Here is a 22776-nt window from a genome sequence, read left to right as displayed (position 1 = left end):
GTCACACCTGGGCGACGACCGCGTACCGCTCGTCGTCCACCCCCCTTCCCCACAGCGCCGCGTCCTGCGACAACCGCTCCACCCGCACCGACCGGGCGACGGGCGCGAGAAGCTCCCGAAGCCGGTCCGCCGCGATACCCACCGGCGCGACCGTCCCCCACACCCCCTCGACCAGCACCAGCCGCCCGCCGGGCCGCAGCAGCCCACGCCAGTGCCGCAGCGCCCGGCCGGGATCCGGCAACGTCCACAGCACATGCCGTACGAGCACCACGTCGAACCGCCGCTCCCCCACCGGCGGTGCCGCCGCGTCACCGAGCAGGAACACGGCGTCGTGTCCGGCGAGCTTCGCGCGGGCCAGTCCCACCATGGCCGGGGACAGGTCGACGCCGGTGACGCGATGTCCCTGCTCGGCCGCGAGGAGCGACAGGCTGCCGGTGCCACAGCCGAGGTCGAGGACGTCGCAGGCGGCGTCGGGCAGCCAGGAGCGCAGCCGCCGCGCCCAGGCGTCCCGCACGTCGGGATCGCGCAACCCGTGGTCCGGCTCGTTGTCGAAGGCGGCGGCGAGCGCGTCCCAGTCCTCGCCGTCCGCCGAGGTCAGAGCATTGCTGTCAACTGTCATGCCACTCAGGGTGACACCCGCCACTGACAGTCGAATGGTGACGGCCGCCACAGACATATCGGCAGCGATGAGGAACTCTCCCCGAAATGGTCTACCTCCGTGAGAACACGGAACCCGGTAGGCACTGAAGGAGGCAGCCATGCGCCGAGTCACAGTGCACAAGCCCCCGCGGAAGACGGAAGCCCGCCGACTCCGCGAGGAGACCGACGAGCCCACCTACGAACGCCGGCCCGAGGTGCGCAGGGACATCGCCCGCACCTGGTGGCCGGCGAACTGACCGTCCGCCTCAGCCCGACCACTTACCTCAGCGCAGTCTGAGCAGTCCCTTAAAGGGACCATAAGGATCTCCCTCAACCGCCTTCAGCAGGCGATTTCACGGTCGCTTCGGGCTAGCTTCTGAACGCCCCCCCACGGGATCACTTCCGGGATCAACCCCCGGATCAACCCAAGTGACCGCTACGAGGAGTTCCCCCATGCCCGCACGCCGCAAGGCCGCCGTCGTCGCCGCCGTCGGCATCGCCCCGCTCGCCCTGACCGCGCTGTCCACCGCGCCCGCATCCGCGCACGGCTCGATGGGCGACCCGGTCAGCCGGGTCTCCCAGTGCCACGCGGAGGGCCCGGAGAGCCCCAGGTCCGACGCGTGCAAGGCGGCGGTCGCGGCGGGCGGCACGCAGGCGCTGTACGACTGGAACGGCGTCCGCATCGGCAACGCGGCCGGGCAGCACCAGACGCTGATCCCGGACGGCAAGCTGTGCAGCGCGAACAACGAGGCGTTCAAGGGCCTCGACCTGGCCCGCGCCGACTGGCCGGCGACGTCCGTGAGCAGTGGGTCGTACACCTTCAAGTACCGCGTGACCGCCCCGCACAAGGGCACCTTCGAGGTCTATGTCACCAAGCCCGGTTACGACCCCGCCCAGCCGCTCGGCTGGGACGACCTGGACCTGGCGAACCCGGTGGCGACGGCCACCGACCCGGCCGCGTCGGGCGGTTTCTACACGTTCTCCGGCACCCTTCCGGAGCGCTCCGGCCAGCACGTCCTGTACGCGATCTGGCAGCGCTCGGACAGCCCGGAGGCCTTCTACTCCTGCTCCGACGTCACCTTCGGCGGCAGCAACAGCGCCGGAAACGACGGCGGAAGCGGCTCTGGCGACAACGCCGGTGACAGCGGCGACGACAGCGGCAGCAGCAGCGAGGACAGCGGCAGCGACAACGGCTCCACGGCCCCCGTTTCCGCCCCCACCGCCTCCGCCCCCACCGACGAGCAGATCGAGGCCGCCGCCGAGCACTCCACCATCGAGAACCACGGTCACGGCGACAACGACCCCAGCACGTCCGCCGCCCCGGACGCCCCCACCGCCAACCAGCCGAAGGCCGCGGCCGCCGGGACCTCGGAGAACCTCGCCGAGACCGGCGGCGACAGCAGCACCACGTACCTCGCCGTCGGCGGCGCGGCCGCGCTCGCGCTCGGCTCGGCGGCCCTGTTCGCGTCGGTCCGCCGACGTGCGGCGAGCGGCGGCCGGCACGGCCGCTGACCAGGGTTCCGGGGCCTGACGGGCGGCTCAGGCCGGTCAGGCCCCGGCGATGCTCAACTGAACACCGAGGCGCAGGTGGTCGGCCTGGCCCGCGCCGGATCGAGGGCGTTGGCGACTTCATGGAAGGCGATCCGGTCGAACAGGCCGATCGCCAGATGCTCGGAGAGATCGACCGGACACAGGTCCTGGAGCAGCACGTTGCGCACGTCCGGTCCGTCCAGGTACTGACTCCGATACGGCGTGACCACCTGGTCGTACTTCGTCGCGATGACCGTGTAGCGCACACCGGGCACGGTGTCGCCGCCCGCGTTGAGCTTGGTGAGGAAGGCGGATCCGGCGATCTGGTCGGCGAGGGCCGGGGTGGCGGTGGAGAGGAGTTCCTCGGCGCCCGGGAAGTACGGCAGCAGGTGGGTGAGGCCAGACAGGGTCGTGCCGTGGTTGTCGGGGGCGATGCCGACGAGGGCGTTCACCTCGGCCGCTCCGCCGAGGAACTTGAGGTAGTAGCGGGGCATCATGCCGCCCTGCGAGTGCCCGACGAGGTCGGCCTCGGCGGCGCCAGTCGCGGCGAGCACTTTGTCGACGAACGCGTCGAGCTGTTCGGCCGACTTCTCGATGGGCCCGAGGCCGTGGAAGAACGGGACGCCGGGCAGTTGGCCGTAGTCGAGGGAGAAGACGCAGTACCCACGCTTCGTCAGATACGGGGCGAGTCCCAGCCAGTTGTCGACGGAGTTGCCGAACGTGCCGTGGACCAGGACGACGGGGCGGGGATGAGCGGCTGACGGCTTGCAGGAGTAGTCGTTCCAACCGCTGCTGGGAGCGGTGGCGGAGGCGTTGGCGGCGTTGGCGGTGGTGGCGGCGGGGAGGGCGGCGATGGCGGCGGTCAGCAGCAGCGCGACCACGGGTCTGAGCACTCGTTTCCAGGGCAGCATCGGGTGATCTCCTTGCGGCTCAAGGGAGTTGCGAGGGCCTTACGCCCTGTGATCCGGATCACGAGGATGCTGTTCACTCGTCAAGTTACGGACGAGTAGTTCAAGTGGGAAGTTACGTGTCAGTAAAAACTTCCAGTGATAACCAGGAATGGGTGTAAAGCCCCTGGCACATCGTCACCAGACGGGCTTGACGGGACCATCGGGCGCAATGCGCACCAACCGGTCACGCAACGCCCGCACCTCACTCTCACCGAGCAGCTCCACCCAGCCCCGCACGGCGTCCGCCGCAGCCTCCTCCGCAGCCCGGGTAGAGGCCCACCCCCGCTCGGTCAGGACGATCAGCCGTGCGCGCGCGTCGCCGGGATGCGGCCGCCGCTCGACGTACCCCTTGCGCACCAGCTCGTCGACGAGCTGACTGGCGGCCTGCTTGGTCACGCCGAGATGGACCGCGAGGTCGGTGACCGTGGCGCCGCCCGGGGCGAGCCGGGTGAAGGCGAAGCCATAGGCCGGCCGACCCTCGAACCCCCGGGCGACGACACCGTCGTTGATGCGCTGGGTGAGCTCTCCGGCAGCGGCGAGCAGGGCGGCGGACAGGGACAGGGCTTCGGAGTTCTGCACGCCCGCATTGAAACACCTTGACGAACTGGTCAAGAAGCTTGACCATGGGCCTATAGTCAAGTTACTTGACCATTTGATTTCAGGGGGACCGCTCATGCCCGTCATCCGCTCGTCCGAAGCCGTGGTCCACGAGATCCACGGCGCCCGCTTCGTCTCGTACGCCACACCCCTCACCGGCAGCAAAGAGCTGTGCGCCTGGCGCGGCGAGGTTCCGCCGGGGACCAAGGCGCCGGCGCACACCGTGAACAAGGAGGAGATCCTGCACGTCCTGATCGGCACACTGCGCGTCACTCTGGACGGCCGCACGGACGACGTGGCGGCGGGCGACACGCTGATCATCAACCCCGGTTCGACCCTCGCCGTCGAGAATCCGACCGATCAGACCGCGCTGACCTGGGTCACCACGTCCATCGGCCTGGAGGCGGAACTCGCCGACGGCACGCGGATCACTCCGCCGTGGGCCAACTGACCGACACCGGCAGCAGTTCGGAGCGGATCAGCTCCAACAGGCGGCCGACCCAGCACCTCGGCCGGCTCGGGGTGCTGGGTGAACTTGGCGCGCAACAGCCCGCCCATGACCGCGAGACGCAGCTCCGGCCAGCCGTCCCGGCGCTCGGCCCGGCCGCCCAGCTCCTGCGCCTCGTCCGGGGTGGCGGCGGGCCCTGGTACACGCTCACGCCGCCAATGACCCCGGAGTCACCGCTCGCGGCCCGAACTTCGCCCGCGCGCGGTCCGCGACCTCCTCGATCCGGCGGACCTTCTCGTCCACGGGGTCGAAGGTCAACTGGTGGGAGACCTGCTCGGCGGGCGTGAGCCCCTCCGCACGCAGGGCGATCGCCCGAACCCGGGCGCGCTGGAGGCCGAGCGCCTCGTACATCCCGTACGCCGCGCGCGTCAGCGCCGGCGAGTGCGCGGTCGGTTCTTTCAGGGTGCGGCTGCGGGTGGTCGAGGAGCGGTCGGCGTAGCGGACGGTGAGGGTGAGGGTGCGGCAGACCTTCTCCACGGCGCGCAGCCGGGTGCCCAGTTCCTCGGCGGCCGAGAGCAGCGCCCGGCGGTGCCGTTCGGGGTCCAGTTCGTCGCGCGGGAAGGGGCGTTCGGCGGCCAGCGAACGGGACACGGCGTTCGGGACCACCCGGCCGCGGTCGATGCCGTTCGCCTTCTCGTGCAGCTCACGGCCCGCCTTCGCGCCGATCAGCCGCTGCAGCGTGGACAGCGGCGCGACAGCGACCCGGCCGAGGGTGTCGAGGCCGTAGTCGCACAGCGTACGGGCGGTCGCGGCCCCGACGCCGGGCAGCACGGCGACGGGCTTGTCGGCGAGGAACTCCGCGATGGCGTCCGGCTCCTCCGGCACCACGCAGGTCACCCCGGGTTCGGCGTATCGCAGCGCCACGCGGGCCAGCATCGGTCCGGGCCCGGCGCCGATCGCGCAGTCGACACCGTGGTGGGCGAGCGCCCGGACCCGGATCACCGACGCCAGCTCCACGGCGCTGCGCCCGAAGTACCGCTCGGCGCCCCGCAGATCGGCCAGCGCCCCGTCCGGTGGCAACGCCTCGACGACCGGCGTGAAGTCCTCCAGCAACCCCAGCAGCTGGGGCAGGGCCGCCTCGTACATCGGCGGCAGCTGGAAACGTACGCAGAGGATGGTCATCCCGCACTCCCCGGACTCTGGTGCCACAACTTCCTTGCCTTCGAGGGCCCTTGTGAGGCCTCTTCGCCCGCCGGACGCAGATCGGCCCACGGATGCATCTCGTATCCGGTGGGCATACGGATCCGCCGCCCCTGCGTCGGATCGCCCCCGGAACCGCCGTCGCCCCTGGATTCCCCGGAACCGCCGTCGCCCCGGGAGTCCCCGGAACCGCCCGAGCCGTCCGCCCCGTCCGCCGCGGGCTCCGGCCGCCCCGCCCCCGTCTCGGCCAACCGCGTCGCCACCACGTCGAGCCCGCCCTGCGCACGCAGCTCGACCAGCTCGGCGAGGTTCCAGGCGGCGGACCCCACCACGCTGAGGCTGCGCGGCCCGCGCCGCTGCACCACTCCGCGCACCAGCAGCAGCCAGGAGTGGAAGACGGTGTGCGCGCAGGCGTCGTGCGAGTCGTCGAAGAAGGCGAGGTCGACCAGACCCGTACCGTCGTCCAGCGTGGTGAAGATGACCCGCTTGCCGGACCGGATCGGTGGCGTCTGGGTCGCCGCCTTGGCGCCCGCGACCAGCACCGTCTCACCGTGCCGGGCGTCGCGCAGCCGCCGCGCCGACACCACGCCCAACTCGTCGAGGAAGGCGCGGTAGTCGTCCATCAGGTTGCGTGAGGCGTCCATGGACAGCACGCCCAGCTCGGCGCTGAGCCGCTCCGCCGCGGAGAGGTCGGGCAGCCCGGCCGACGCGGTCTTCCGCCCGCCGGACAGAGGGAGTTGGGCCCCGCCCCGGCTCCGGGCGACCCGGTGCAGCTCGGTCAGGTGCAGTTGCAGGTCACGGCGGTTGGCGCCGAAGGAGTCCAGGGCGCCGACCTGGGCCAGCCGCTGCGCCAGCGGCCGGCTGGGCCGCGCCCGCTCCCAGAAGTCCACCAGTGAGGCGTACGGCTGCCCGTCCGCGACCCGCGCCGCCTCGGCCTCGCTGATGCCGTGCACGTCGGAGAGGGCCAACCGGAGCCCCCACACCCCAGATTCAGACACCAGTTCGATCCGGTGTGCGACCCCCGACTTGTTCACGTCCAACGGCAGGATCGGCACCCCCCGCCGCCGCGCGTCCGCCAGCAGCAACCGCTTCGGATACATCCCGGGGTCGTGCGTGAGCAACCCCGCGTAGAAAGCGGCGGGGTGATGCGCCTTCAGCCACGCCGACTGGTACGTCGGTACGGCGAAGGCGACCGCGTGCGCCTTGCAGAAGCCGTACGAACCGAACGCCTCGACGATCTCCCAGGTGCGCTGAATCGTTTCCGCGTCGTAGCCACGCGCCGCCGCGTGCTGTGCGAACCACACCTTGATCCGCCCCTGCGACTCCGGGTCGGACAGCCCGCGCCGCACCCGGTCCGCCTCGTCGCGCCCGCAGCCGGTCATGATGTCGACGATGTGGATGATCTGCTCGTGGAAGACGACGACTCCGTACGTCTCCCGCAGCGGCCCCTCCAGGTCGGGGTGCGGATAGCGGATCGGCGCCCGCCCGTGCCGCGCCTCGATGAACGGCCGCACCATGTCGGCGGCGACCGGCCCGGGCCGGAAGAGCGAGATGTCGACGACCAGATCGTGGAAGGTGGCGGGCTGCAGCCGCCCGACCAGGTCCCGCTGCCCCGGCGACTCGATCTGGAAGCAGCCGAGCGTCTCGGCGGAGCGGATCAGGTTGTACGTCGCCGGGTCGCCGTCCTGCACCGCGTCCAGGTCGATCCGCTCCCCCGTCGCCCGCTCCACCTCGGCGACCGCGTGCGCCATCGCCGACTGCATCCGCACCCCGAGCACGTCCAGCTTGAGCAGCCCGAGGTCCTCGACGTCGTCCTTGTCGAACTGCGACATGGGCAGCCCCTCGCCGCTGGTCGGCATGACCGGCGTACGGGACAGGAGGGAGGCGTCGGACAGGAGCACCCCGCAGGGGTGCATGGCGACCCCGCGCGGGAGGGCGTCCAGGGCCTCGACCAGCTCCCACAGCTTCCCGTAGCGCTCCCTCTCTCCCGCCAGCTGCTTGAGCTCGGGCAGCTCGTCGAGGGCGGCGCGGGCGTCCCGCGCGCGGATGTGCGGGAAGGACTTGGCGATGCGGTCGATGTCGGCGGGGTCCATGGACAGGGCGGCGCCCACGTCACGGATGGCGTGCCGGACGCGGTACGTCTCCGGCATCGCGACCGTCGCGACCCGCTCGGCGCCGAACCGGTCGATGATCGCCCGGTAGACCTCCAGACGGCGCGCGGACTCCACGTCGATGTCGATGTCCGGCAGGACCAGGCGGCGCTTGGACAGGAAGCGCTCCATCAGCAGCCCGTGCTCGACCGGGTCGGCGTGGGCGATGCCGAGCAGGTGGTTGACGAGGGAGCCGGCGCCGGAGCCGCGGGCGGCGACCCGGACGCCCATCCTCTTCACGTCGTCGACGACCTGGGCGACCGTGAGGAAGTAGGAGGCGAAGCCGTGGTGGGCGATGATGTCCAGCTCGTCGTGCATCCGCTCCCAGTACGCACGTCGGCCGGCGTAGCCGTGCAGCACCATTCCCGCCGCCGCCCGGGAGGCGAGCACGCGCTGTGCGCTGCGCCGGTCCGCGCCGACGAGATGCGGCTCGGGGAAGTGCACGGTGCCGATGCCGAGGTCGTCCTCGGGGTCGACCAGGCACTCGGCGGCGGTCGCCTGCGTCTGCTCCAGCAGCCGGTGCGCGGTGTCCCGCCGGAAGCCCGCGGCCTCGACGACCCGCTCCGCCACCCCGAGCATGGCGCCCGCGTTCTTCAGCCAGGCCTCGCCGGAGTCCAGTTCCTTGGTCGGGTCGATCGGCACCAGGCGGCGGGCGGCGTCCAGGACGTCGGCGACCTGTCCCATGCCGGGGTCGGCGTACCGGACGGCGTTGCTGAGCACGGGCCGGATCCGCTGCTCGGCGGCGAAGCCGACGGTGCGGGCGGCCAGGCGCAGGGAGCCGGGACCGGTGCCCTCGCGGCCGTGCCAGACGGCCTCCAGGCGCAGGGCGTCGCCGTAGATCTCCCGCCAGGGGACGAGGAGCTTCGCGGCGCGGTCCGGGCGGCCCGCGGCGAGGGCGCGGCCTACGTCGGAGTCGGGGCCGAGCAGGACGGTGAGGCCGTCGGCGTGGTTGGCGGACCAGGGCAGCAGGGGCGTGCCCTCGCTCTCATGCGCCGCCGTGACGAGTCCGCACAGCTCGGCCCAGCCGCGAGCGCCGTCCCGGGCGAGGAAGGTGACGCGCGGTGTCGACTCGTCGATGAAGGCACCGCCGCGTACGGGGGTGCGGCGTCGCCGGTCCTGCCGTACGCGGTCGGGCTCGGGGGGCCCGTCCACCGCCAGCTCCGCCCCGAACAGTGGACGTACGCCCGCCTTCGCGCAGGCCTTGGCGAAGCGGACGGTGCCGGCGAGGGTGTCGCGGTCGGTGAGCGCGAGGGCGTCCATGCCCCGCTCGGAGGCGCGCTCGGCCAGCCGCTCCGGGTGCGAGGCGCCGTGGCGCAGGGAGAACCCGGAGACGGTGTGCAGATGCGTGAAGCCCGGCACACGCACCTCCCGCACTCGCGAGCCCGAACAAGCTCTCGAACATCAGTTCCCAACTCTCCCACCCCCACCATAGACCAATTTCCGAACGTCTGTGCGACATCTGTTCGGGCGCGTCCCACCTGCGCAAACGCGCCTCTGCCGGACGGTGGGGACATGACACGGACAGGGCGCGGCGCGGCACCCCAGGGGCGTTGTCAGACCCGTCTGTCAGCCTGGACGCATGATCCGCACTCTCGCCGTCGAGAACTACCGCTCCCTGCGCCGCCTGATCGTCCCCCTGGAGAGACTGAACGTGATCACGGGGGCGAACGGCACGGGCAAGTCGAGCCTGTACCGCGCCCTGCGGCTGCTCGCCGAGTCCGCGCGCGGCGGCGCGATCGCGGCGCTGGCCCAGGAGGGCGGCCTGCCGTCGGTGCTGTGGGCCGGGCCGGAGAAGATCAGCCGTGCGGTGCGCGAGGGCCGCCACCCGGTGCAGGGCACGGTCCGCTCGGGCCCGGTCAGCCTGCGGCTGGGATTCGCGGGGGACGAGTTCGGCTACGCCGTCGACTTCGGCCACCCGAGCCCGGCCGGCGGTCCCTCCATGTTCGACCTCGACCCGGAGATCAAGCGCGAGTGCATCTGGAGCGGTCCCGTGCTGCGCCCCGCCGCCGTGCTCTCGGACCGCGCGGGCCCGGCCGTGAAGCTGCGCGGCGCGAGCGGCAGCTGGTCCCGGGCGCACGGGGCGCTGCGGCCGTACGACAGCATGCTCGGCGAGCTCGCCGACCCACAGCACGCGCCCGACGTGCTGGCGGTGCGGGAGTTCATCCGGTCCTGGCGGTTCTACGACCATGTCCGCACCGACGCCCACGCGCCGGCCCGCGCCGCCCGCATCGGCACCCGCACGCCGGTCCTCAGCGGCGACGGCTCGGACCTGGCGGCCGCGCTCCAGACGATCCGGGAGACGGGCGACGCCGACGCGCTGGACGCGGCGGTCGACGCGGCCTTCCCGGGCAGCCGGGTCACGGTCGCCAACCACGGCGGACGCTTCGAACTCGCCCTGCGCCAGCACGGCCTGCTGCGCCCGCTCACCGCCGCCGAACTCTCCGACGGCACCCTGCGCTACCTGCTCTGGGCGGCCGCCCTACTGACCCCGCGCCCTCCGTCCCTCCTCGTCCTCAACGAGCCGGAGACCAGCCTCCACCCCGACCTGGTCCCGCACCTCGCCGACCTGATCCTCACCGCCACCCGGGACACCCAGATCATCGTGGTCACCCACGCCCGCCCACTCGCCGAGGCACTGGCCAAGGGCCAGATACATCACCGTCTCGACGTCAACTCCGTCGAACTGGTGAAGGAGTTCGGACAGACGGAGGTGGCAGGCCGGGAGGGCCCACTGGACGAACCACTGTGGCACTGGCCAAAACGCTGAACGGACGGAACCGCACGCCGGTAAGGAAACGGCGCGGAAAAGCAGGCGGGACCGCACGCCGATAAGGGGCGCGGGGAACTGCGCGGCCAGCCCACGACCACCCGCACCGAACCCACCGCGACAACCCCCACGGCGAACACACCCCACCGCCACGCCCCCGCACGCAAAAGTCCCGCCCCTCACACCCGGGGCGGGACTCCAGCAGAACCCGTAGCGACGGATCAGCCGATCTGCGTACCGGTCACCGACAGCGCCTCGGTCACCGGCTGGAAGAACGTCTCCCCGCCGGACGTGCAGTCACCGCTGCCGCCAGAGGTGAGGCCGATCGCGTTGCTGCCGGAGAACAGCGAGCCGCCACTGTCCCCGGGCTCGGCGCAGACGTCGGTCTGGATGAGCCCGTTGACGATGTCGCCGTTGCCGTAGTTCACGGTGGCGTCCAGGCCGGTGACCGTGCCGGAGTGCACCTGCGTGGTCGAACCGCTCCGGGTGACCTGCATGCCGACGGTCGCCTCGGCCGCGCCGGTGATCTGCTGCGTCGAGCCGTTGTAGAGGTTGACCTCGCTCGGGTGGTCGACGTCGGCCGTGTACTTGACGAGGCCGTAGTCGTCGCCCGGGAAGCTGGAGGCCTCGTTCTCGCCGATGACGTTGCCGGACGAGTCGGACCAGGTGGAGATGCCCTCGGTGCAGTGACCGGCGGTCAGGAAGAACGGCTCGCCGCCCTTGACCACGTTGAAGCCGAGCGAGCAGCGCCCGCCGCCGCCGGTGATCGCGTCACCACCGGCGATGAAGGGCTTGAACTCCCCCTTGGTGCGCTGGAGTTCGGCCGTGCCGCCGAGCCCCTCGACGACCTGGGTCAGCTTCTTCCACTCGGCCGCGGAGACGGTGCGGTCGGCGGTCACCACGACCTTGTTGGTGGTCGGGTCGGTCACCCAGGCGGTGCCGGGGATGGTCGCGTCCTGCGTGAGGGTGGTACGCGCGCTCTTCAGCTCGGCGAGGGAGTTCTCGACGATTCTCGCCTTGGCTCCGGCCTCCTCGACCAGCTGGGCGGCGGCCTCGTCGAGCACGTTCACCACGAGGCTCTTCGCCTTGGCGTCGTAGAACGTTCCCGCCGCGTCGGCGCCGAGGTCCCGGTCGAGCGTCGAGGCGAGCTTTCCGGCCGCCAGGGCCGACAGCGTCTTGACCTCCGGGGTGTCCGGGGTCTCGCTGGCGTTCGCACTCTGGAAGGTCACTCCCGCAGCGACCAGTGCGGCGATGCCCGCACCTGCCACGGCGATCCGCCGCCTGGGTATGCGTCGGTGCTTCAACTCACGTCCTCCTGTGGGGGGTTGATCCGGGGAGGTAGTGGGGACCTCACGGATCAGAAGGTCTGTGGACTGGGCGCCCACTATTCCGAGACCCACAGGGAGCACACAAGGTCGACTTCAGGACGCGCGTACGACAACTGACGTGCGCCCCCTACGCCTTGCACCACCTTGACTGTCCACGGTCACCGCCGGAATCTTCGCACTGCAAACACTACGTGCGAGTAACCGGTATGCGGTCCGTGAGGTCTAGTCCTGTCTTGAAATCGCCCCTAGGGGCCGGATCCAGCCAGGCGCACACACGGATGTGCCCCCGCACACCAATCGCATGCGGGGGCACATGTAATGCCGATTGCGCCAACGCCCTCAAGGGGCGCGGGGAACTGCGCGACAAGCCACAGACAACCTGCGGCCGCCCACAGCCCTCACCGACGCGGCGCTCAGTACACGCTCACGCCATACGCGCTCAGCGCCTCGGTAACAGGCTGGAAGAACGTCGTACCACCGGAGGTGCAGTTGCCGCTGCCGCCGGAGGTCAGACCGTACGCGGTGCCGTTGCTGCCGTAGAGCGAACCGCCGGAGTCACCGGGCTCGGCGCAGACGTTGGTCTGGATCATGCCGTAGACGATGTCGCCGCCGCCGTAGTTGACGGTCGCGTTCAGGGCGGTGACCCGGCCGCTGTGCGTACCGGTGGTGGAGCCGTCACGGATGACGGTGGTGCCCACGCTCGGGGTGGCCGCGCGGGTGATGTCCACGCCGTTGGCGGTGCCGGGCCGGCTGACGGACCCGCTGTAGCGCACGATGCCGTAGTCGTTGGTCGGGAAGCTGGACCCGGCGGTCGAGCCGATGACCTGGGTACGGCCGGAGTTGGAGTACCAGGTGCCGGCGCCGTCGGTGCAGTGACCGGCGGTCAGGAAGTACTGGTTGCCGCTGCTGTCCTGGACGTTGAAGCCCAGCGAGCAGCGCCAGCTACTCGCATAGATGGCGTCGCCGCCCTGGATGAACTTGCTGAACTTGCCGGGGGTGCGCTTGATCGTGAGCGCGTCGGCGTTGACCCCGGCCTGTTCCTTGATCTTCGCAATCTCCGCCTGGGAGACCGTGCTGTCGACGGTGAGCAGCACGCGGTTGGTCTTGCTGTCGACGGCCCAGGCGGTGCCCGGGACGTCGGCCTTGAGCACCGCGTTGCCGGCGCTCTTCAGCTCGTTGGCGCTGAACGTGGTGACGTCGGACGCGTTGGCGCTGGGGACCGCGAACGCGGCTGCGGCCGCGAGGCCGGAGGCAACGGCGATCAGCCGGGTCCGTCTCGCGATTCCGCTGCGGGGGGTGGTGCGCTTGATCCTCACTTTTTCGTTCCTCCACATGGGAAGTCGGGGGGCCCGCGTGGGGTCGGGGCCCGTGAGGCGCAGCCAGTGGCACTGTCGTCCGGATTCCGAACGCGTCGTGCCCCTGACAAGCGCTGAGGGGGAGTATTCGGCCGCGCGACCGACGGGCGCAAGGGCGCCTTTCGGCCGTCAAGTTTTGAACCAACTGTGCGGAATGGCCGAGCCTGCACCAACGCCCCTGAGGGACGCGGGCCGTATCGACAGGCCGCTCCGCCGCTTGAGCACGACAGGCCACAGCCGACCCGCGGCCGCCCGCGGGCCACCGCGGCATCGTCGGCCACCCACGACCCGGCATGTCCGGAAGTCGCCCTCCGGATGGGCGTCGAGCCAGGCGGCGCTGACGCCCCCTCAGCAGTTGCACCCGCAGTCGCACCCATCGCACCCACAGCTGTCGCAGCAGTCACAGCAGTTGCAGCCGCAGTCGGCGCAGTCGCAGCTGTCGCAAGGCCCCTGCTTCCGCTCCCGCGTCCACGGGTCCTCGTAGGTGCCACAGCACAACTGGCACGTACAGGCCAGCCCCAGCCACACGGCGCACCCGGCGAACAGACCGCGCCGGTCGCGGCGCGGCGGCCCGGGCGGCAGCGGCGCGCCCGGACCTGCCGGTCCGCCGGGCGGCGCGTAGGGCCCGGCGAGTTCGGGCCGATGCCCGCAGGAGGCGGTGCCGAAGGCACGGTCGACCGAGGCGGGCAGCTCATGCACGAGCAGCCGGTGCGCCAGCCGCCCGTCCGAGAACTCCACCTCGCGCAGCGCGAGCCGAATCCCGTGCACGGCGTCGTCGGCCAGCCGCCGCGCCTCCGGCACGGAGGTCCCGGTCGCGGCGAGCGGGTTCCAGGCACCCGATGCGGCGTCGGCCTCCCGGTCCTCCACGGCGTCCAGCAGATGCGCCAGCCGTCCGAACAGCCGCCCGGCCTCGGCGAGCGGCTCGGCGTTGGCCGGCCGTCCGGCCAGGACAGCGGTGTGCGCGAAGGCGGCGGCGGTCGCGGTCTCGGTCGGCTCGGTGACCGCGAGGACCGGCGTACCGGGCCCGGCGAGCGCCTCGATGCCGGCCTGCCGGTCCACGGCGTCGACCAGCAGCGCCGTGTCGAAGCCGACGACCGCCCCGCCACGGGCCCCCGCGCGCCCCCAGCTGTCCGCGACCCGGCGCGCGGCGAGCGCCACGGGGCGCCGGGCCAGCAGCCCGTCCCCGTCGGCCACATGGTCGCGCACCTTGGCCGAGGCGAGCACGAGCGAGACGGCGGCCGCCAGCCGCGCACCCTCACCCCGCGCGACGGACGCGGTCCGCATCCCGCGCAACGGGCACGGCCCGGCCGTACGCCGCCATCCGTCCCGCCCGGTGCGTTCGGCCTGAGCCTCCGTCAAAACGGAGACCAGCAGCCCGTCGTAATTGGTGACCACCCGCGCGAACTGCCCGTGGTCGCCGCGCAGGGCGAGACACAGCCCGCACAAATGCGCCATCCACTCGTTTCTGAGCCGCTCCCCCAGCCGATGCCGGCACGGCCTGACGATTCCGAACACGACGATCCCCCGTGATACACGCGTTGTTGAGCGGCCGCATCGTATCGCCGTCGAACACCTTCCCGGATCGACGTCAGATTGACGTCAGATCGGCGTCGTATCGACTGATTTTCACATCGGCTTGACCGTCACGGTTCACCCGTACGCCCCGCCGCTCACCCGTACGCCAGGAAGAATCATATTTCACTCACAGTCAGCAGCTGTGTATGGCAACACCCTTGGGGTATCCGGGCTCTCGACGTATCCGCCGTGCACCAGTACCGTCACAAACCCCCCGCGCGGCGTCTATCCACTTGGCGCGCCGTCCGCATCATGGATGACCATAGGGATGCGGAAAGCAAAAAAGACCGCTGTGAGAGGAGGCGTCCATGGGATCGGTGCGCAAGGCGAGTGCGTGGCTCGGCCTCGTCGACGACAACGATGACGAGCGTTACTACGACGACGAGTACTCCGAGGGGACCGAGTCCGGCGACGCCTGGGTCACGGACCCGCGGGTGAAGGTGGCCGCGGACACGGCCGAGCAGAAGGAGCGCCGGATCGCCACGGTGACCCCGGACAGCTTCCGGGACGCCCGTGCCATCGGCGAGCTGTTCCGGGACGGCGTCCCGGTCATCATGAACCTGACGGCCATGGAGGCCGCCGACGCCAAGCGTGTGGTGGACTTCGCGGCCGGCCTGATCTTCGGGCTGCGCGGTTCGATCGACCGCGTGTCCAACCGGGTGTTCCTGCTGACCCCCGCCGACACGGAGATCATCAGCGGGGAGCCGGCCGCCCACCGAACGGACGGATTCTTCAACCAGAGCTGAGGCAGGGCCGCTCACCGGAAGCCGCCCCCGCGCGCGGGCTACCGGAAGGCATCGAGTCCGGTGAGCGCCTTGCCCAGCACGAGCTGATGCATCTCGACGGTGCCCTCATAGGTGAGCACCGACTCCAGATTGGTCGCGTGCCGCATCACCGGGTATTCCAGTGAGATCCCGTTGGCACCGAGGATCGTCCGGGCCGTACGGCAGATCTCGATGGCCTCCCGTACGTTGTTGAGCTTGCCGAAGCTGACCTGCTCCGGCCGCAGCCGCCCGGCGTCCATCCGCCGCCCGAGATGATGGGCGAGCAGAATCCCCTTGTGCAGTTCGACCGCCATGTCGGCGAGCTTGGCCTGGGTGAGCTGGAATCCCCCGATGGGCCGCCCGAACTGCTCCCGGGTCTTCGCGTAGTCGACAGCGGCCTCGAAACAGGCCCGAGCCGCGCCCATGGCCCCCCACACGATCCCGTACCGCGCGTGCGACAGACAGCTGAGCGGACCGCGCAGCCCGATCACCTCCGGCAATACGGCATCGGCGGGCAACCGCACGTCATCAAGCACCAGTTCGCTGGTGACACTCGCCCGCAACGACCACTTGTGCTTGATCTCGGGCGCCGAGAACCCGGGGACGTCGGTGGGCACGACGAACCCACGAATCCCCTCCTCGGTCTGCGCCCACACCACGGCCACCCCGGCCACGGACCCGTTGGTGATCCACATCTTGCGCCCGCTCAGCACCCAGTCGCCGCCGTCCCGCTTGGCGTACGTCCGCATGGAGGCCGGGTCGGACCCGTGGTCGGGCTCGGTCAGCCCGAAGCACCCGATGACCTCCCCGGCGGCCATGGCCGGCAGCCACCGCTGCTTCTGCTCCTCGGAGCCGAACCGATGGATGGCGTACATGGCCAGCGACCCCTGCACGGACACCAGCGACCGGATCCCGGAGTCGGCGGCCTCCAGCTCCAGACAGGCGAGCCCGTACTGCACGGCACTGGCCCCCGCGCACCCGTACCCGCTGAGCGACATCCCGAGGGCCCCGATCCGGCCGAGCTCCCCGGCCAGCTCCCGGATCCCCGGCAGCTCGCCCGCCTCGTACCACTCGGCGACGTAGGGCAACACCCGCTCCGCCGCCCACCGGCGCACGGTCTCCCGAACGGCGAGATCCTCGGGCTCCAGCAGCTCGTCGATCCCGAGCGGATCCGACGGATCAAAGGGGGGCAACTTCGAGGCCACGGACACCCTCCGACGACTCAAACTAGCACCGCTAGTCACGGACTGGGGGTGACGCTACGACGCGGGAACCCGCGAGGCAACCACCCGCGGCCGCCGACGGCGATCACCCCCACAGGCGACGCCCACCCCTCAACGAACCCGCACGGGTGGTGCGTGGGTCGGAGACCCGACGCCGGCACGAGGCGACGGCACCTCCAAGGCAACGTCAGCCTCACACTGCATCACCCGAGGCAACCGCAGCGCCATAACCGCACCCAAAAGCAGCAGCCCCGCACTCACCAGCAACGTCACATGCAGCCCATGCACAAAACAGTCCCGAGCAGCCCGCCGCAGAGCAACCCCCGCCGACCCCCCGAGCTCCCCGGCCACGTCATACGCCTCCCCCAGCGAATGCCCAGCAGCAGCCGAAGCCGACGCCGGCACACCGGGCACGGAGGACAACCCAGGCGTATACGCCGCGTTCATCACAGTCCCCAGCAGCGCGATCCCGATCCCCGCCCCCAGCTGGTACGAGGTCTCACCGATCGCCGCCGCACCCCCCGCCTGCTCCGACGGCGCCTCGCTCAGCATGGACTCGTACGCCCCGAACAGCGTCGTCTCCAGCCCGAACCCCAGCAGCACGAACCCGGCCAGCATCAACGGAGCGTTGTCCTCCCGCCCCAGCGCCGTGAGCAGCACGACCGCCAGCGCGGTCAGACAGAATCCCGCGCAGACCATCCGCCGGGGCCCGAACCGCCGCAGCATCCGCGCCCCGAACAGCCCCGCCGCCATCGCCGCCACGGTCAGCGGCAGCAGCCTGAGCCCCGTCTCCAGCGGCGACAGCCCGAGCACCAGCTGCAGATACTGCGCAGCGATCAGCTCCAGCCCCACCAGGGCGAGCATCGCCAGCACGATGCACCCGACCGACGTACTGAACGCCGGCCGCGCGAACATCCGCAGGTCCACCAGGGGATGCTTGCGCCGCCGCTGACGCCGTACGAACAGCGCGAGCAGCACCGCACCGGCCACGAGCGGCACCACGGTGAGCACGCTCCCGGCCGGTTCCCCGCCGCCCAGGCGCTTGACCCCGAGCACCACTCCGAACAGCCCGCCCGCGGCCATCAGCGCACCGACCACGTCCCAGGGCCCGTCCTCGCTCCCCGTCGACTCGGGCAGCAGAAGTCGCCCCACCGGCAGGCTGACCAGCATCAACGGGATGTTGACGAGGAACACCGACCCCCACCAGAAGTGCTCCAGCAAGAAGCCGCCGAGCAGCGGGCCGACCGCCGCGCCGACCGCGGCCACCGCACTCCAGACGCCGATCGCGAGCGCCCGCTCACGCCGGTCCGGAAAGACCTGCCGCAGGATCGACAGCGTCGCGGGCATGATCATCGCGCCGCCGACACCGAGCAGCGCCCGCGCCAGGATCAGCAGCTGCGGATCCTGAGCGACGGCCGCCAGGGCAGAGGCGACGCCGAAGAGGGCGTATCCGAGCAGCAGGATCCGTCTGCGGCCCACCCGGTCACCGAGGGTGCCGAAGAGGATCAGCAGCGAGGCGCAGACGAGCGGGTAGGTGTCGACGATCCAGAGCAGCTCTATCGCGCTGGGCTTGAGGTCCTCGGTGACGGCGGGCACCGCCACGTGCAGCACGGTCGCGTCGACCGCGACCAGCAGCAGGCTGGTGCAGAGGACGACGAGAACGACCCAGCGGTTGGCACCGGCCCCGGCCGCCCGACGGCGCAGCCCGACGGCGGCCGTGGTCGTCCCGGACATGTACGTACCTCCCAGATGTTCCCTCGCGTTCGGCGGGCTCACGGGGGCGGGGGACCTCCCGCGACTCGGCCGGAGAGGAGCGGTGGTCTCCGGCCCGCGCAACGACTGGCGAGTGACACGTCAGCGTACGCGAGTTCCCGCCGGGGTCGCGTGGCGGACCTCTCATACGAATGGCGGAACAGTGTGGCGTGTGCCACTACCTTCCCCTTCCACCACGCCGGGTCCGGCGGCCCGGTTGCGCACGCCGTCGATAATCGAGCCCGTGACCGATCTTGAAACACGCGTGGCGTCCCCGGGTGTCAGGAGGGCGGCCCCCGCCCTGCTCGGGTACGCGGCCGTCCGCGCCCTCGGCCTGCTCGTACTGGCCGTGTGGAGTGCCGCGCGCGACAAGAGCGCGTACACGCTGCTGACCGCCCGCTGGGACTCCCTCTGGTACACCAGGGTCGCCGAGCTGGGCTACGGCTACGAGGTGCGCCTGCCGAACGGCGACGTGCACTCCAACCTCGCCTTCTTCCCGCTGCTGCCCTGGCTGGAGCGGCTGCTGCAGGCGGTGAGCCCGCTGTCGTACGCCGACGCCGGCTTCGTCGTCAGCCTGCTCGCCTCGCTCGCCGCGGCCTGGGGGATCTTCGCGGTCGCCGACCGTCTGTACGGGCGACGGGCGGGCCTCTGCGCGGTGCTGCTGTGGGCCGTGCTGCCGGTGGGGATCGTGCAGTCGATGGCGTACAGCGAGTCCCTGTTCACCGCGCTGGCCGCCTGGTCGCTGTACGCGGTCCTCACCGGCCGCTGGCTCACCGCGGGCACGCTGGCGCTGCTGGCGGGTCTGACCCGGCCCGTGGGGCTGGCGGTGGTCGCGGCGGTGTGGGCGGCCGGCATCGCCGCGTTCGTACGGGACCGGCGCCTTGGCACTGCTCCGTCCGCGCACCACCGCAGCACGACGCCCACCCCCGGCGCGCACCCGGCCGAACACGCCCCCTTACTCACCCGGCACCCGGACCACGACGGCGCACCGGCCTGGCGGCGCGCCCTCGGCATGCTCCTCGCCCCCCTCGGCGCCGCCGGGTACGTCCTGTGGGTCGGCCATCACACCGGCAGGGGTCCGCTCGGCTATCTCGACGTCCAGGCGGGCTGGCGCAACGGCTTCGACGGCGGGTACGCCTTCGCCCGCTTCGTCGCCGAAAAGTTCACGTCGTTTCCGTCGGCCCTGGCCGGCCTGGGGCTCGTCACCGGAGTGGCCCTGGTGATCTGGCTGTACATCGTCTGTGTCCGGCAGCGTCAGCCGCTTCCGCTCCTGGTGTACGCGGGGGTAGTCACCGCCCTCGCACTGTGCGCGTCGAGTTACTTCGGCTCGAAACCGCGCCTGCTGCTCCCGGCGTTCCCGCTGCTGCTGCCCCTCGCCCTCGCCCTCTCCCGGCTGCACACCACCACGTCCGCGCTGGTCGTGGGTGCTGTCGCGGTGGGGTCGGCGGTGTACGGGGCGTTCTGGCTGAACGGCTCCGGCCCGCCGTGACCGCTTCGGGCGCCGGATGAGCAAGCGGAGAATTGCACCCCTTGATCGGGTGAACGATTCCATAAGCGGGCCAAAACACTACCCTTGGAATGATCAAAGGAATTGAAGGGAAGGGGCGCCGCCTATTGCCGGATTCCTTGGAAATAAACCGTTCCTGAGAGCAATCCCACATCACATCGTCATTACAACCCCGGTGATTCGGCGGGGAACAGAGCTCACTCGCTGTAACGTCGATTGCGTGCGTACCGAACCAAAGCTGACCCGGCTCGACCGGATCTTCGCCCGGCTGGACCGTGAACCCGAGCGGCCGGTCCTCGACGTGCCGCGTATGACGCGGCACCGGGTGGTGCTCTTCGGCGCGACGCTCGCCTTCTACCTGACCATCGTCCTGGCCGTGGTGACCACCTCGTGGCTGGTCCGTTTCGACTGGCAGGCGATGCTCTTCCGGCCGTACCAGCAGTGGCCCGAGATCCACGCCTTCCTGGACTACTGGGTGGTCCTGGGCCAGCGCGGGCCGACCGCCGTGATGGTCGCCGCCTGGCTCGGCTGGCGCTCCTGGCGGCAGCACACCCTGCGGCCGCTGCTGGCCTTCGGTGCGGCGCTGCTGTTGCTGAACGTGAGCGTGGGCGCCGTGAAGTACGGCCTGGGCCGCTCGGGCCCGCACTACGCGACCGAGGTCGGCTCCAACGAGATGTGGCACTGGTTCCAGGCCGGCAGTGACATATTTCCCTCCGGACACACCGCGAACGCCGTCGTGACCTGGGGCATCCTCGCCTACCTGGCCACCTCGCCGCGGGCCCGGCGCTGGCTGTCGGCCCTGTCGGCCGTGCTGTCGCTCAGCGTCGGCCTGACCACGGTGTACCTCGGTACGCACTGGCTGAGCGATGTGCTGCTGGGCTGGGCGGCGGGTCTGCTGATCCTGCTGGGGCTGCCGTGGTTCGAGCCGCCGATCGCCCGCGCCGAGGCCTGGCTGCTGGACCTGCGCGAGCGCTGGCTCGCGGGCGCGAGCCGTACGACGCCGCAGGCCACGCCGGTACCGGCCGCGGCGCCGGTCGCGGTCACCCCGCTGGCGGCGGCCGCGGAGGAGGTGCCGTCGCGCGAAACCGTCTCGTCGCGCGAGACCGTCTCCCAGTCGGCGGCCCGCGCCCCGCGTGCGCCGGTCTACCTGGCGCCGGGCCCGCACACCACCCGCGCGGAGCGCACACCGGTCACCCCGGCCGGCAGCCGCCGTCCGCCGTACCCCGAGCGCGTCACGCGCGGCTCGGCCCCGGCGGCCCGCCCGCTCACGGGCGGCTGACCAGCACGGACGCACGGCGAAGGCCCCGGTTCCCACTCCAGGAACCGGGGCCTTTCGCCGCGTCGCCTTCGGTCAGCCCTTCCAGGCCCGTGTCACCGTGCCGTCCTTGACCTCGAAGTTCAGCCGACCGGCCCGGTACTCCATCGTGATGATCGTCCCCGGCGCCAGCGAACGCACAGTCGTCCAGCCGTGTCCACGCGCGCGTTCCTCGGCGTCGGCCTGGGCGAGGCCGACGTAGGTCTCGGGGTCGTCATCGGGTTCGGATGTCGAGAACGGTGCCATGCCGCCACGCTAGGCGCTGGGCGGCGGACGGGGAAGTGGAAGCCGTGCACGGGCGGTCACCGATCCCTCTCCGGTCACACTTCTGTCACAGGATCACGACACGCGTTTCAGTGGAACTCCGTCACACGGATGGACGGTTCCGTGCACCATACGGACGTATTCGAACGCAATTCCCGCGCGGCGGCGCGGCGCTCCGAATTGCCCGCCGGAAAGCCCGCACAGAACTGTCGCCGGACGCCTTTTCCTTCCCATTCCGGACGGGCTCGCGAGATGCAGGAAACGCACAGGAAATGCACGCATCCGGCACAGAATCCCCGTACGCCCTCTGTCGTCACCGCGGCCGCGCGAGCATCATGGCGCGGCATGGGGGTGGTGTGGGCGCACCACATGTTCGCGACCGCTCCGACTCCCCGGCGTTCGACCTGCACCACCCGGAGTACGCGGAGCGCCATGTCGTTCGGGAGCCCGGCGTTCCAGAGCCCGGCTCAGTCGGTCCCGGGCGGCCGTGATCGCCTCGGTCAGCTCGGGCGGCTCCAGCACCTCGAATTCGAAGCCCAGCAGCGTCACGTGAATGACCATCACGTCCAGGCTCCCCGCCCCGGTGCGCAGGATGCAGGCGTCGTCGCCGTCGGGCTCCAGCGTCCCGTCGGACGGCGAGATGTGGGCGGCGGCCTCCTCCAGGGGCACCAGCAGCCGGACGACGGCGTGCGTGGCGTACACGCGCCGGGAGACTCCGTCCGAGACGTACGCGGCCAGGTCCTCGGCGGGCGGCGTACGCGGGGTGAATCGCGGGCCGTGCGGCGGCCTGGGGGTGATGCGATCGACGCGGAACGTCCGCCAGTCGCCCCGGTCGAGGTCCCAGGCGACCAGGTACCAGCGGCGCTCGGTGCACACCAGGCGGTGCGGTTCGACGGTACGGCGGCTGGCGGCACCCTCGTGGTCGAGGTACTCGAAGCGCAGCCGCTCGGCGTCCCGGCACAGTCCCGCCAACTCGGTCAGCAGGGCCGGGTCGACAACGGCCTGCGGCCCCCTGAGCATCGGCACCGTGAAGGCGTTGAGCGTGCCGACCCTGCGGCGCAGCCGGTTCGGCAGCACCTGCTCCAGCTTGGACAGCGCCCGCACGGAGGACTCGCCGATGCCCTCGATGCCCTGCCCGGCGGCCGTGCGCAGGCCGACGGCGACCGCGACGGCCTCGTCGTCGTCCAGCAGCAGCGGCGGCAACTCGGCGCCCGCGCCCAGCTGGTAGCCGCCGCCGGTGCCGGGGCTGGCGTTGACCGGGTAGCCGAGCTCGCGCAGCCGTTCGACGTCCCGGCGCACGGTGCGCGGGGTGACACCGAGGCGTTCGGCCAGCTCGGCGCCGGACCACTCACGGTGGGCCTGGAGCAGGGACAGCAGGCGCAGGAGGCGGGCGGAGGTTTCGAGCACGGGCT

General features: G+C 71.3%; 19 protein-coding genes. 7 read left to right on the top strand and 12 right to left on the bottom strand.

Annotated elements, in window-relative coordinates:
- Position 1 precedes the first annotated feature (1 nt).
- A complete protein-coding gene (locus I2W78_RS32565; protein ID WP_196463826.1) occupies positions 2-619 on the bottom strand; it encodes a class I SAM-dependent methyltransferase in 618 nt (205 codons plus the stop codon).
- Between the two features lie 139 nt (positions 620-758).
- Here I2W78_RS32565 and I2W78_RS32560 point away from each other — a divergent pair, with 139 nt between their 5' ends.
- Together I2W78_RS32560 and I2W78_RS32555 are read left to right on the top strand one after the other, a co-directional pair.
- Positions 759-896: a hypothetical protein gene (locus tag I2W78_RS32560; RefSeq protein WP_196463825.1), complete on the top strand. Its 138-nt coding sequence runs from the start codon at positions 759-761 to the stop codon at positions 894-896.
- 196 nt (positions 897-1092) lie between these two features.
- Positions 1093-2151: a lytic polysaccharide monooxygenase auxiliary activity family 9 protein gene (locus tag I2W78_RS32555; RefSeq protein ID WP_196463824.1), complete on the top strand. Its 1059-nt coding sequence runs from the start codon at positions 1093-1095 to the stop codon at positions 2149-2151.
- A gap of 53 nt (positions 2152-2204) precedes the next feature.
- On the opposite strand, the gene I2W78_RS32550 is transcribed toward I2W78_RS32555, so the two are convergent.
- Entirely contained in the window at positions 2205-3080 is an 876-nt protein-coding gene (locus tag I2W78_RS32550) for an esterase/lipase family protein (protein ID WP_196463823.1), read from the bottom strand.
- Between the two features lie 174 nt (positions 3081-3254).
- Positions 3255-3698, bottom strand: coding sequence for a MarR family winged helix-turn-helix transcriptional regulator (locus tag I2W78_RS32545; protein WP_196463822.1), 444 nt, complete (start codon positions 3696-3698; stop codon positions 3255-3257).
- Positions 3699-3792: 94 nt separating this feature from the next.
- On the opposite strand from I2W78_RS32545, the gene I2W78_RS32540 reads away from it, so the two are divergent.
- Positions 3793-4167, top strand: coding sequence for a cupin domain-containing protein (locus I2W78_RS32540; RefSeq protein ID WP_196463821.1), 375 nt, complete (start codon positions 3793-3795; stop codon positions 4165-4167).
- 204 nt (positions 4168-4371) lie between these two features.
- Here the strand turns inward: I2W78_RS32540 and I2W78_RS32535 are convergent, their stop codons facing one another.
- Both I2W78_RS32535 and I2W78_RS32530 read right to left on the bottom strand, forming a co-directional pair.
- The gene (locus I2W78_RS32535; protein ID WP_196463820.1) at positions 4372-5346 is read right to left on the bottom strand and encodes a DNA polymerase Y family protein; all 975 of its coding nucleotides are present in this window, start codon (positions 5344-5346) and stop codon (positions 4372-4374) included.
- Positions 5343-8873 (bottom strand): DNA polymerase III subunit alpha, encoded by a 3531-nt coding sequence (locus I2W78_RS32530; RefSeq protein ID WP_196463819.1) that lies wholly within the window; start codon positions 8871-8873, stop codon positions 5343-5345. Before I2W78_RS32530 ends, I2W78_RS32535 begins: the two co-directional genes overlap by 4 nt.
- A 220-nt stretch (positions 8874-9093) precedes the next feature.
- Between I2W78_RS32530 and I2W78_RS32525 the strand changes: the two genes are divergently transcribed.
- A complete protein-coding gene (locus I2W78_RS32525) occupies positions 9094-10281 on the top strand; it encodes an AAA family ATPase (protein ID WP_196463818.1) in 1188 nt (395 codons plus the stop codon).
- Positions 10282-10502: 221 nt separating this feature from the next.
- Here I2W78_RS32525 and I2W78_RS32520 read toward each other — a convergent pair whose 3' ends face one another.
- The 3 genes from I2W78_RS32520 to I2W78_RS32510 form a co-directional block, all read right to left on the bottom strand.
- The gene (locus I2W78_RS32520) at positions 10503-11585 is read right to left on the bottom strand and encodes a S1 family peptidase (protein WP_196463817.1); all 1083 of its coding nucleotides are present in this window, start codon (positions 11583-11585) and stop codon (positions 10503-10505) included.
- 437 nt (positions 11586-12022) lie between these two features.
- The gene (locus tag I2W78_RS32515) at positions 12023-12925 is read right to left on the bottom strand and encodes a S1 family peptidase (RefSeq protein ID WP_196463816.1); all 903 of its coding nucleotides are present in this window, start codon (positions 12923-12925) and stop codon (positions 12023-12025) included.
- A gap of 387 nt (positions 12926-13312) precedes the next feature.
- Positions 13313-14479 (bottom strand): DUF5685 family protein, encoded by a 1167-nt coding sequence (locus I2W78_RS32510; RefSeq protein WP_196463815.1) that lies wholly within the window; start codon positions 14477-14479, stop codon positions 13313-13315.
- Positions 14480-14847: 368 nt separating this feature from the next.
- Here I2W78_RS32510 and I2W78_RS32505 point away from each other — a divergent pair, with 368 nt between their 5' ends.
- A complete protein-coding gene (locus tag I2W78_RS32505) occupies positions 14848-15285 on the top strand; it encodes a cell division protein SepF (RefSeq protein WP_196463814.1) in 438 nt (145 codons plus the stop codon).
- Positions 15286-15323: 38 nt separating this feature from the next.
- On the opposite strand, the gene I2W78_RS32500 is transcribed toward I2W78_RS32505, so the two are convergent.
- Complete coding sequence (locus I2W78_RS32500) at positions 15324-16514, bottom strand: acyl-CoA dehydrogenase family protein (RefSeq protein ID WP_196463813.1); 1191 nt, start codon at positions 16512-16514, stop codon at positions 15324-15326.
- A gap of 123 nt (positions 16515-16637) precedes the next feature.
- Entirely contained in the window at positions 16638-18260 is a 1623-nt protein-coding gene (locus I2W78_RS32495) for an MFS transporter (RefSeq protein WP_196463812.1), read from the bottom strand.
- A 262-nt stretch (positions 18261-18522) separates the two neighbouring features.
- On the opposite strand from I2W78_RS32495, the gene I2W78_RS32490 reads away from it, so the two are divergent.
- Both I2W78_RS32490 and I2W78_RS32485 read left to right on the top strand, forming a co-directional pair.
- Entirely contained in the window at positions 18523-19767 is a 1245-nt protein-coding gene (locus tag I2W78_RS32490; protein WP_196463811.1) for a mannosyltransferase family protein, read from the top strand.
- A 238-nt stretch (positions 19768-20005) separates the two neighbouring features.
- The gene (locus I2W78_RS32485; protein ID WP_196463810.1) at positions 20006-21064 is read left to right on the top strand and encodes a phosphatase PAP2 family protein; all 1059 of its coding nucleotides are present in this window, start codon (positions 20006-20008) and stop codon (positions 21062-21064) included.
- Between the two features lie 72 nt (positions 21065-21136).
- Here the strand turns inward: I2W78_RS32485 and I2W78_RS32480 are convergent, their stop codons facing one another.
- Together I2W78_RS32480 and I2W78_RS32475 are read right to left on the bottom strand one after the other, a co-directional pair.
- On the bottom strand, positions 21137-21346 hold the full coding sequence (locus I2W78_RS32480; protein ID WP_196463809.1) for an I78 family peptidase inhibitor: 210 nt from the start codon (positions 21344-21346) through the stop codon (positions 21137-21139).
- 351 nt (positions 21347-21697) lie between these two features.
- On the bottom strand, positions 21698-22771 hold the full coding sequence (locus tag I2W78_RS32475) for a helix-turn-helix transcriptional regulator (protein ID WP_196463808.1): 1074 nt from the start codon (positions 22769-22771) through the stop codon (positions 21698-21700).
- Positions 22772-22776: the final 5 nt, after the last annotated feature.

This window comes from Streptomyces spinoverrucosus, from assembly GCF_015712165.1.
Classification (GTDB): domain Bacteria; phylum Actinomycetota; class Actinomycetes; order Streptomycetales; family Streptomycetaceae; genus Streptomyces; species Streptomyces spinoverrucosus_A.
Note: the sequence above shows the minus strand (reverse complement) of the source record. Positions and strands in the feature narration are given on the sequence as shown.

Bases quoted from the DNA above. Each gene is read 5' to 3' on its own strand.
- I2W78_RS32535 (WP_196463820.1), bottom strand. From the start codon at position 5,346: ATGACCATCCTCTGCGTACGTTTCCAGCTGCCGCCGATGTACGAGGCG.
- I2W78_RS32480 (WP_196463809.1), bottom strand. From the start codon at position 21,346: ATGGCACCGTTCTCGACATCCGAACCCGATGACGACCCCGAGACCTAC.
- I2W78_RS32555 (WP_196463824.1), top strand. From the start codon at position 1,093: ATGCCCGCACGCCGCAAGGCCGCCGTCGTCGCCGCCGTCGGCATCGCC.
- I2W78_RS32505 (WP_196463814.1), top strand. From the start codon at position 14,848: ATGGGATCGGTGCGCAAGGCGAGTGCGTGGCTCGGCCTCGTCGACGAC.
- I2W78_RS32495 (WP_196463812.1), bottom strand. From the start codon at position 18,260: ATGTCCGGGACGACCACGGCCGCCGTCGGGCTGCGCCGTCGGGCGGCC.
- I2W78_RS32565 (WP_196463826.1), bottom strand. From the start codon at position 619: ATGACAGTTGACAGCAATGCTCTGACCTCGGCGGACGGCGAGGACTGG.
- I2W78_RS32550 (WP_196463823.1), bottom strand. From the start codon at position 3,080: ATGCTGCCCTGGAAACGAGTGCTCAGACCCGTGGTCGCGCTGCTGCTG.
- I2W78_RS32525 (WP_196463818.1), top strand. From the start codon at position 9,094: ATGATCCGCACTCTCGCCGTCGAGAACTACCGCTCCCTGCGCCGCCTG.
- I2W78_RS32540 (WP_196463821.1), top strand. From the start codon at position 3,793: ATGCCCGTCATCCGCTCGTCCGAAGCCGTGGTCCACGAGATCCACGGC.
- I2W78_RS32560 (WP_196463825.1), top strand. From the start codon at position 759: ATGCGCCGAGTCACAGTGCACAAGCCCCCGCGGAAGACGGAAGCCCGC.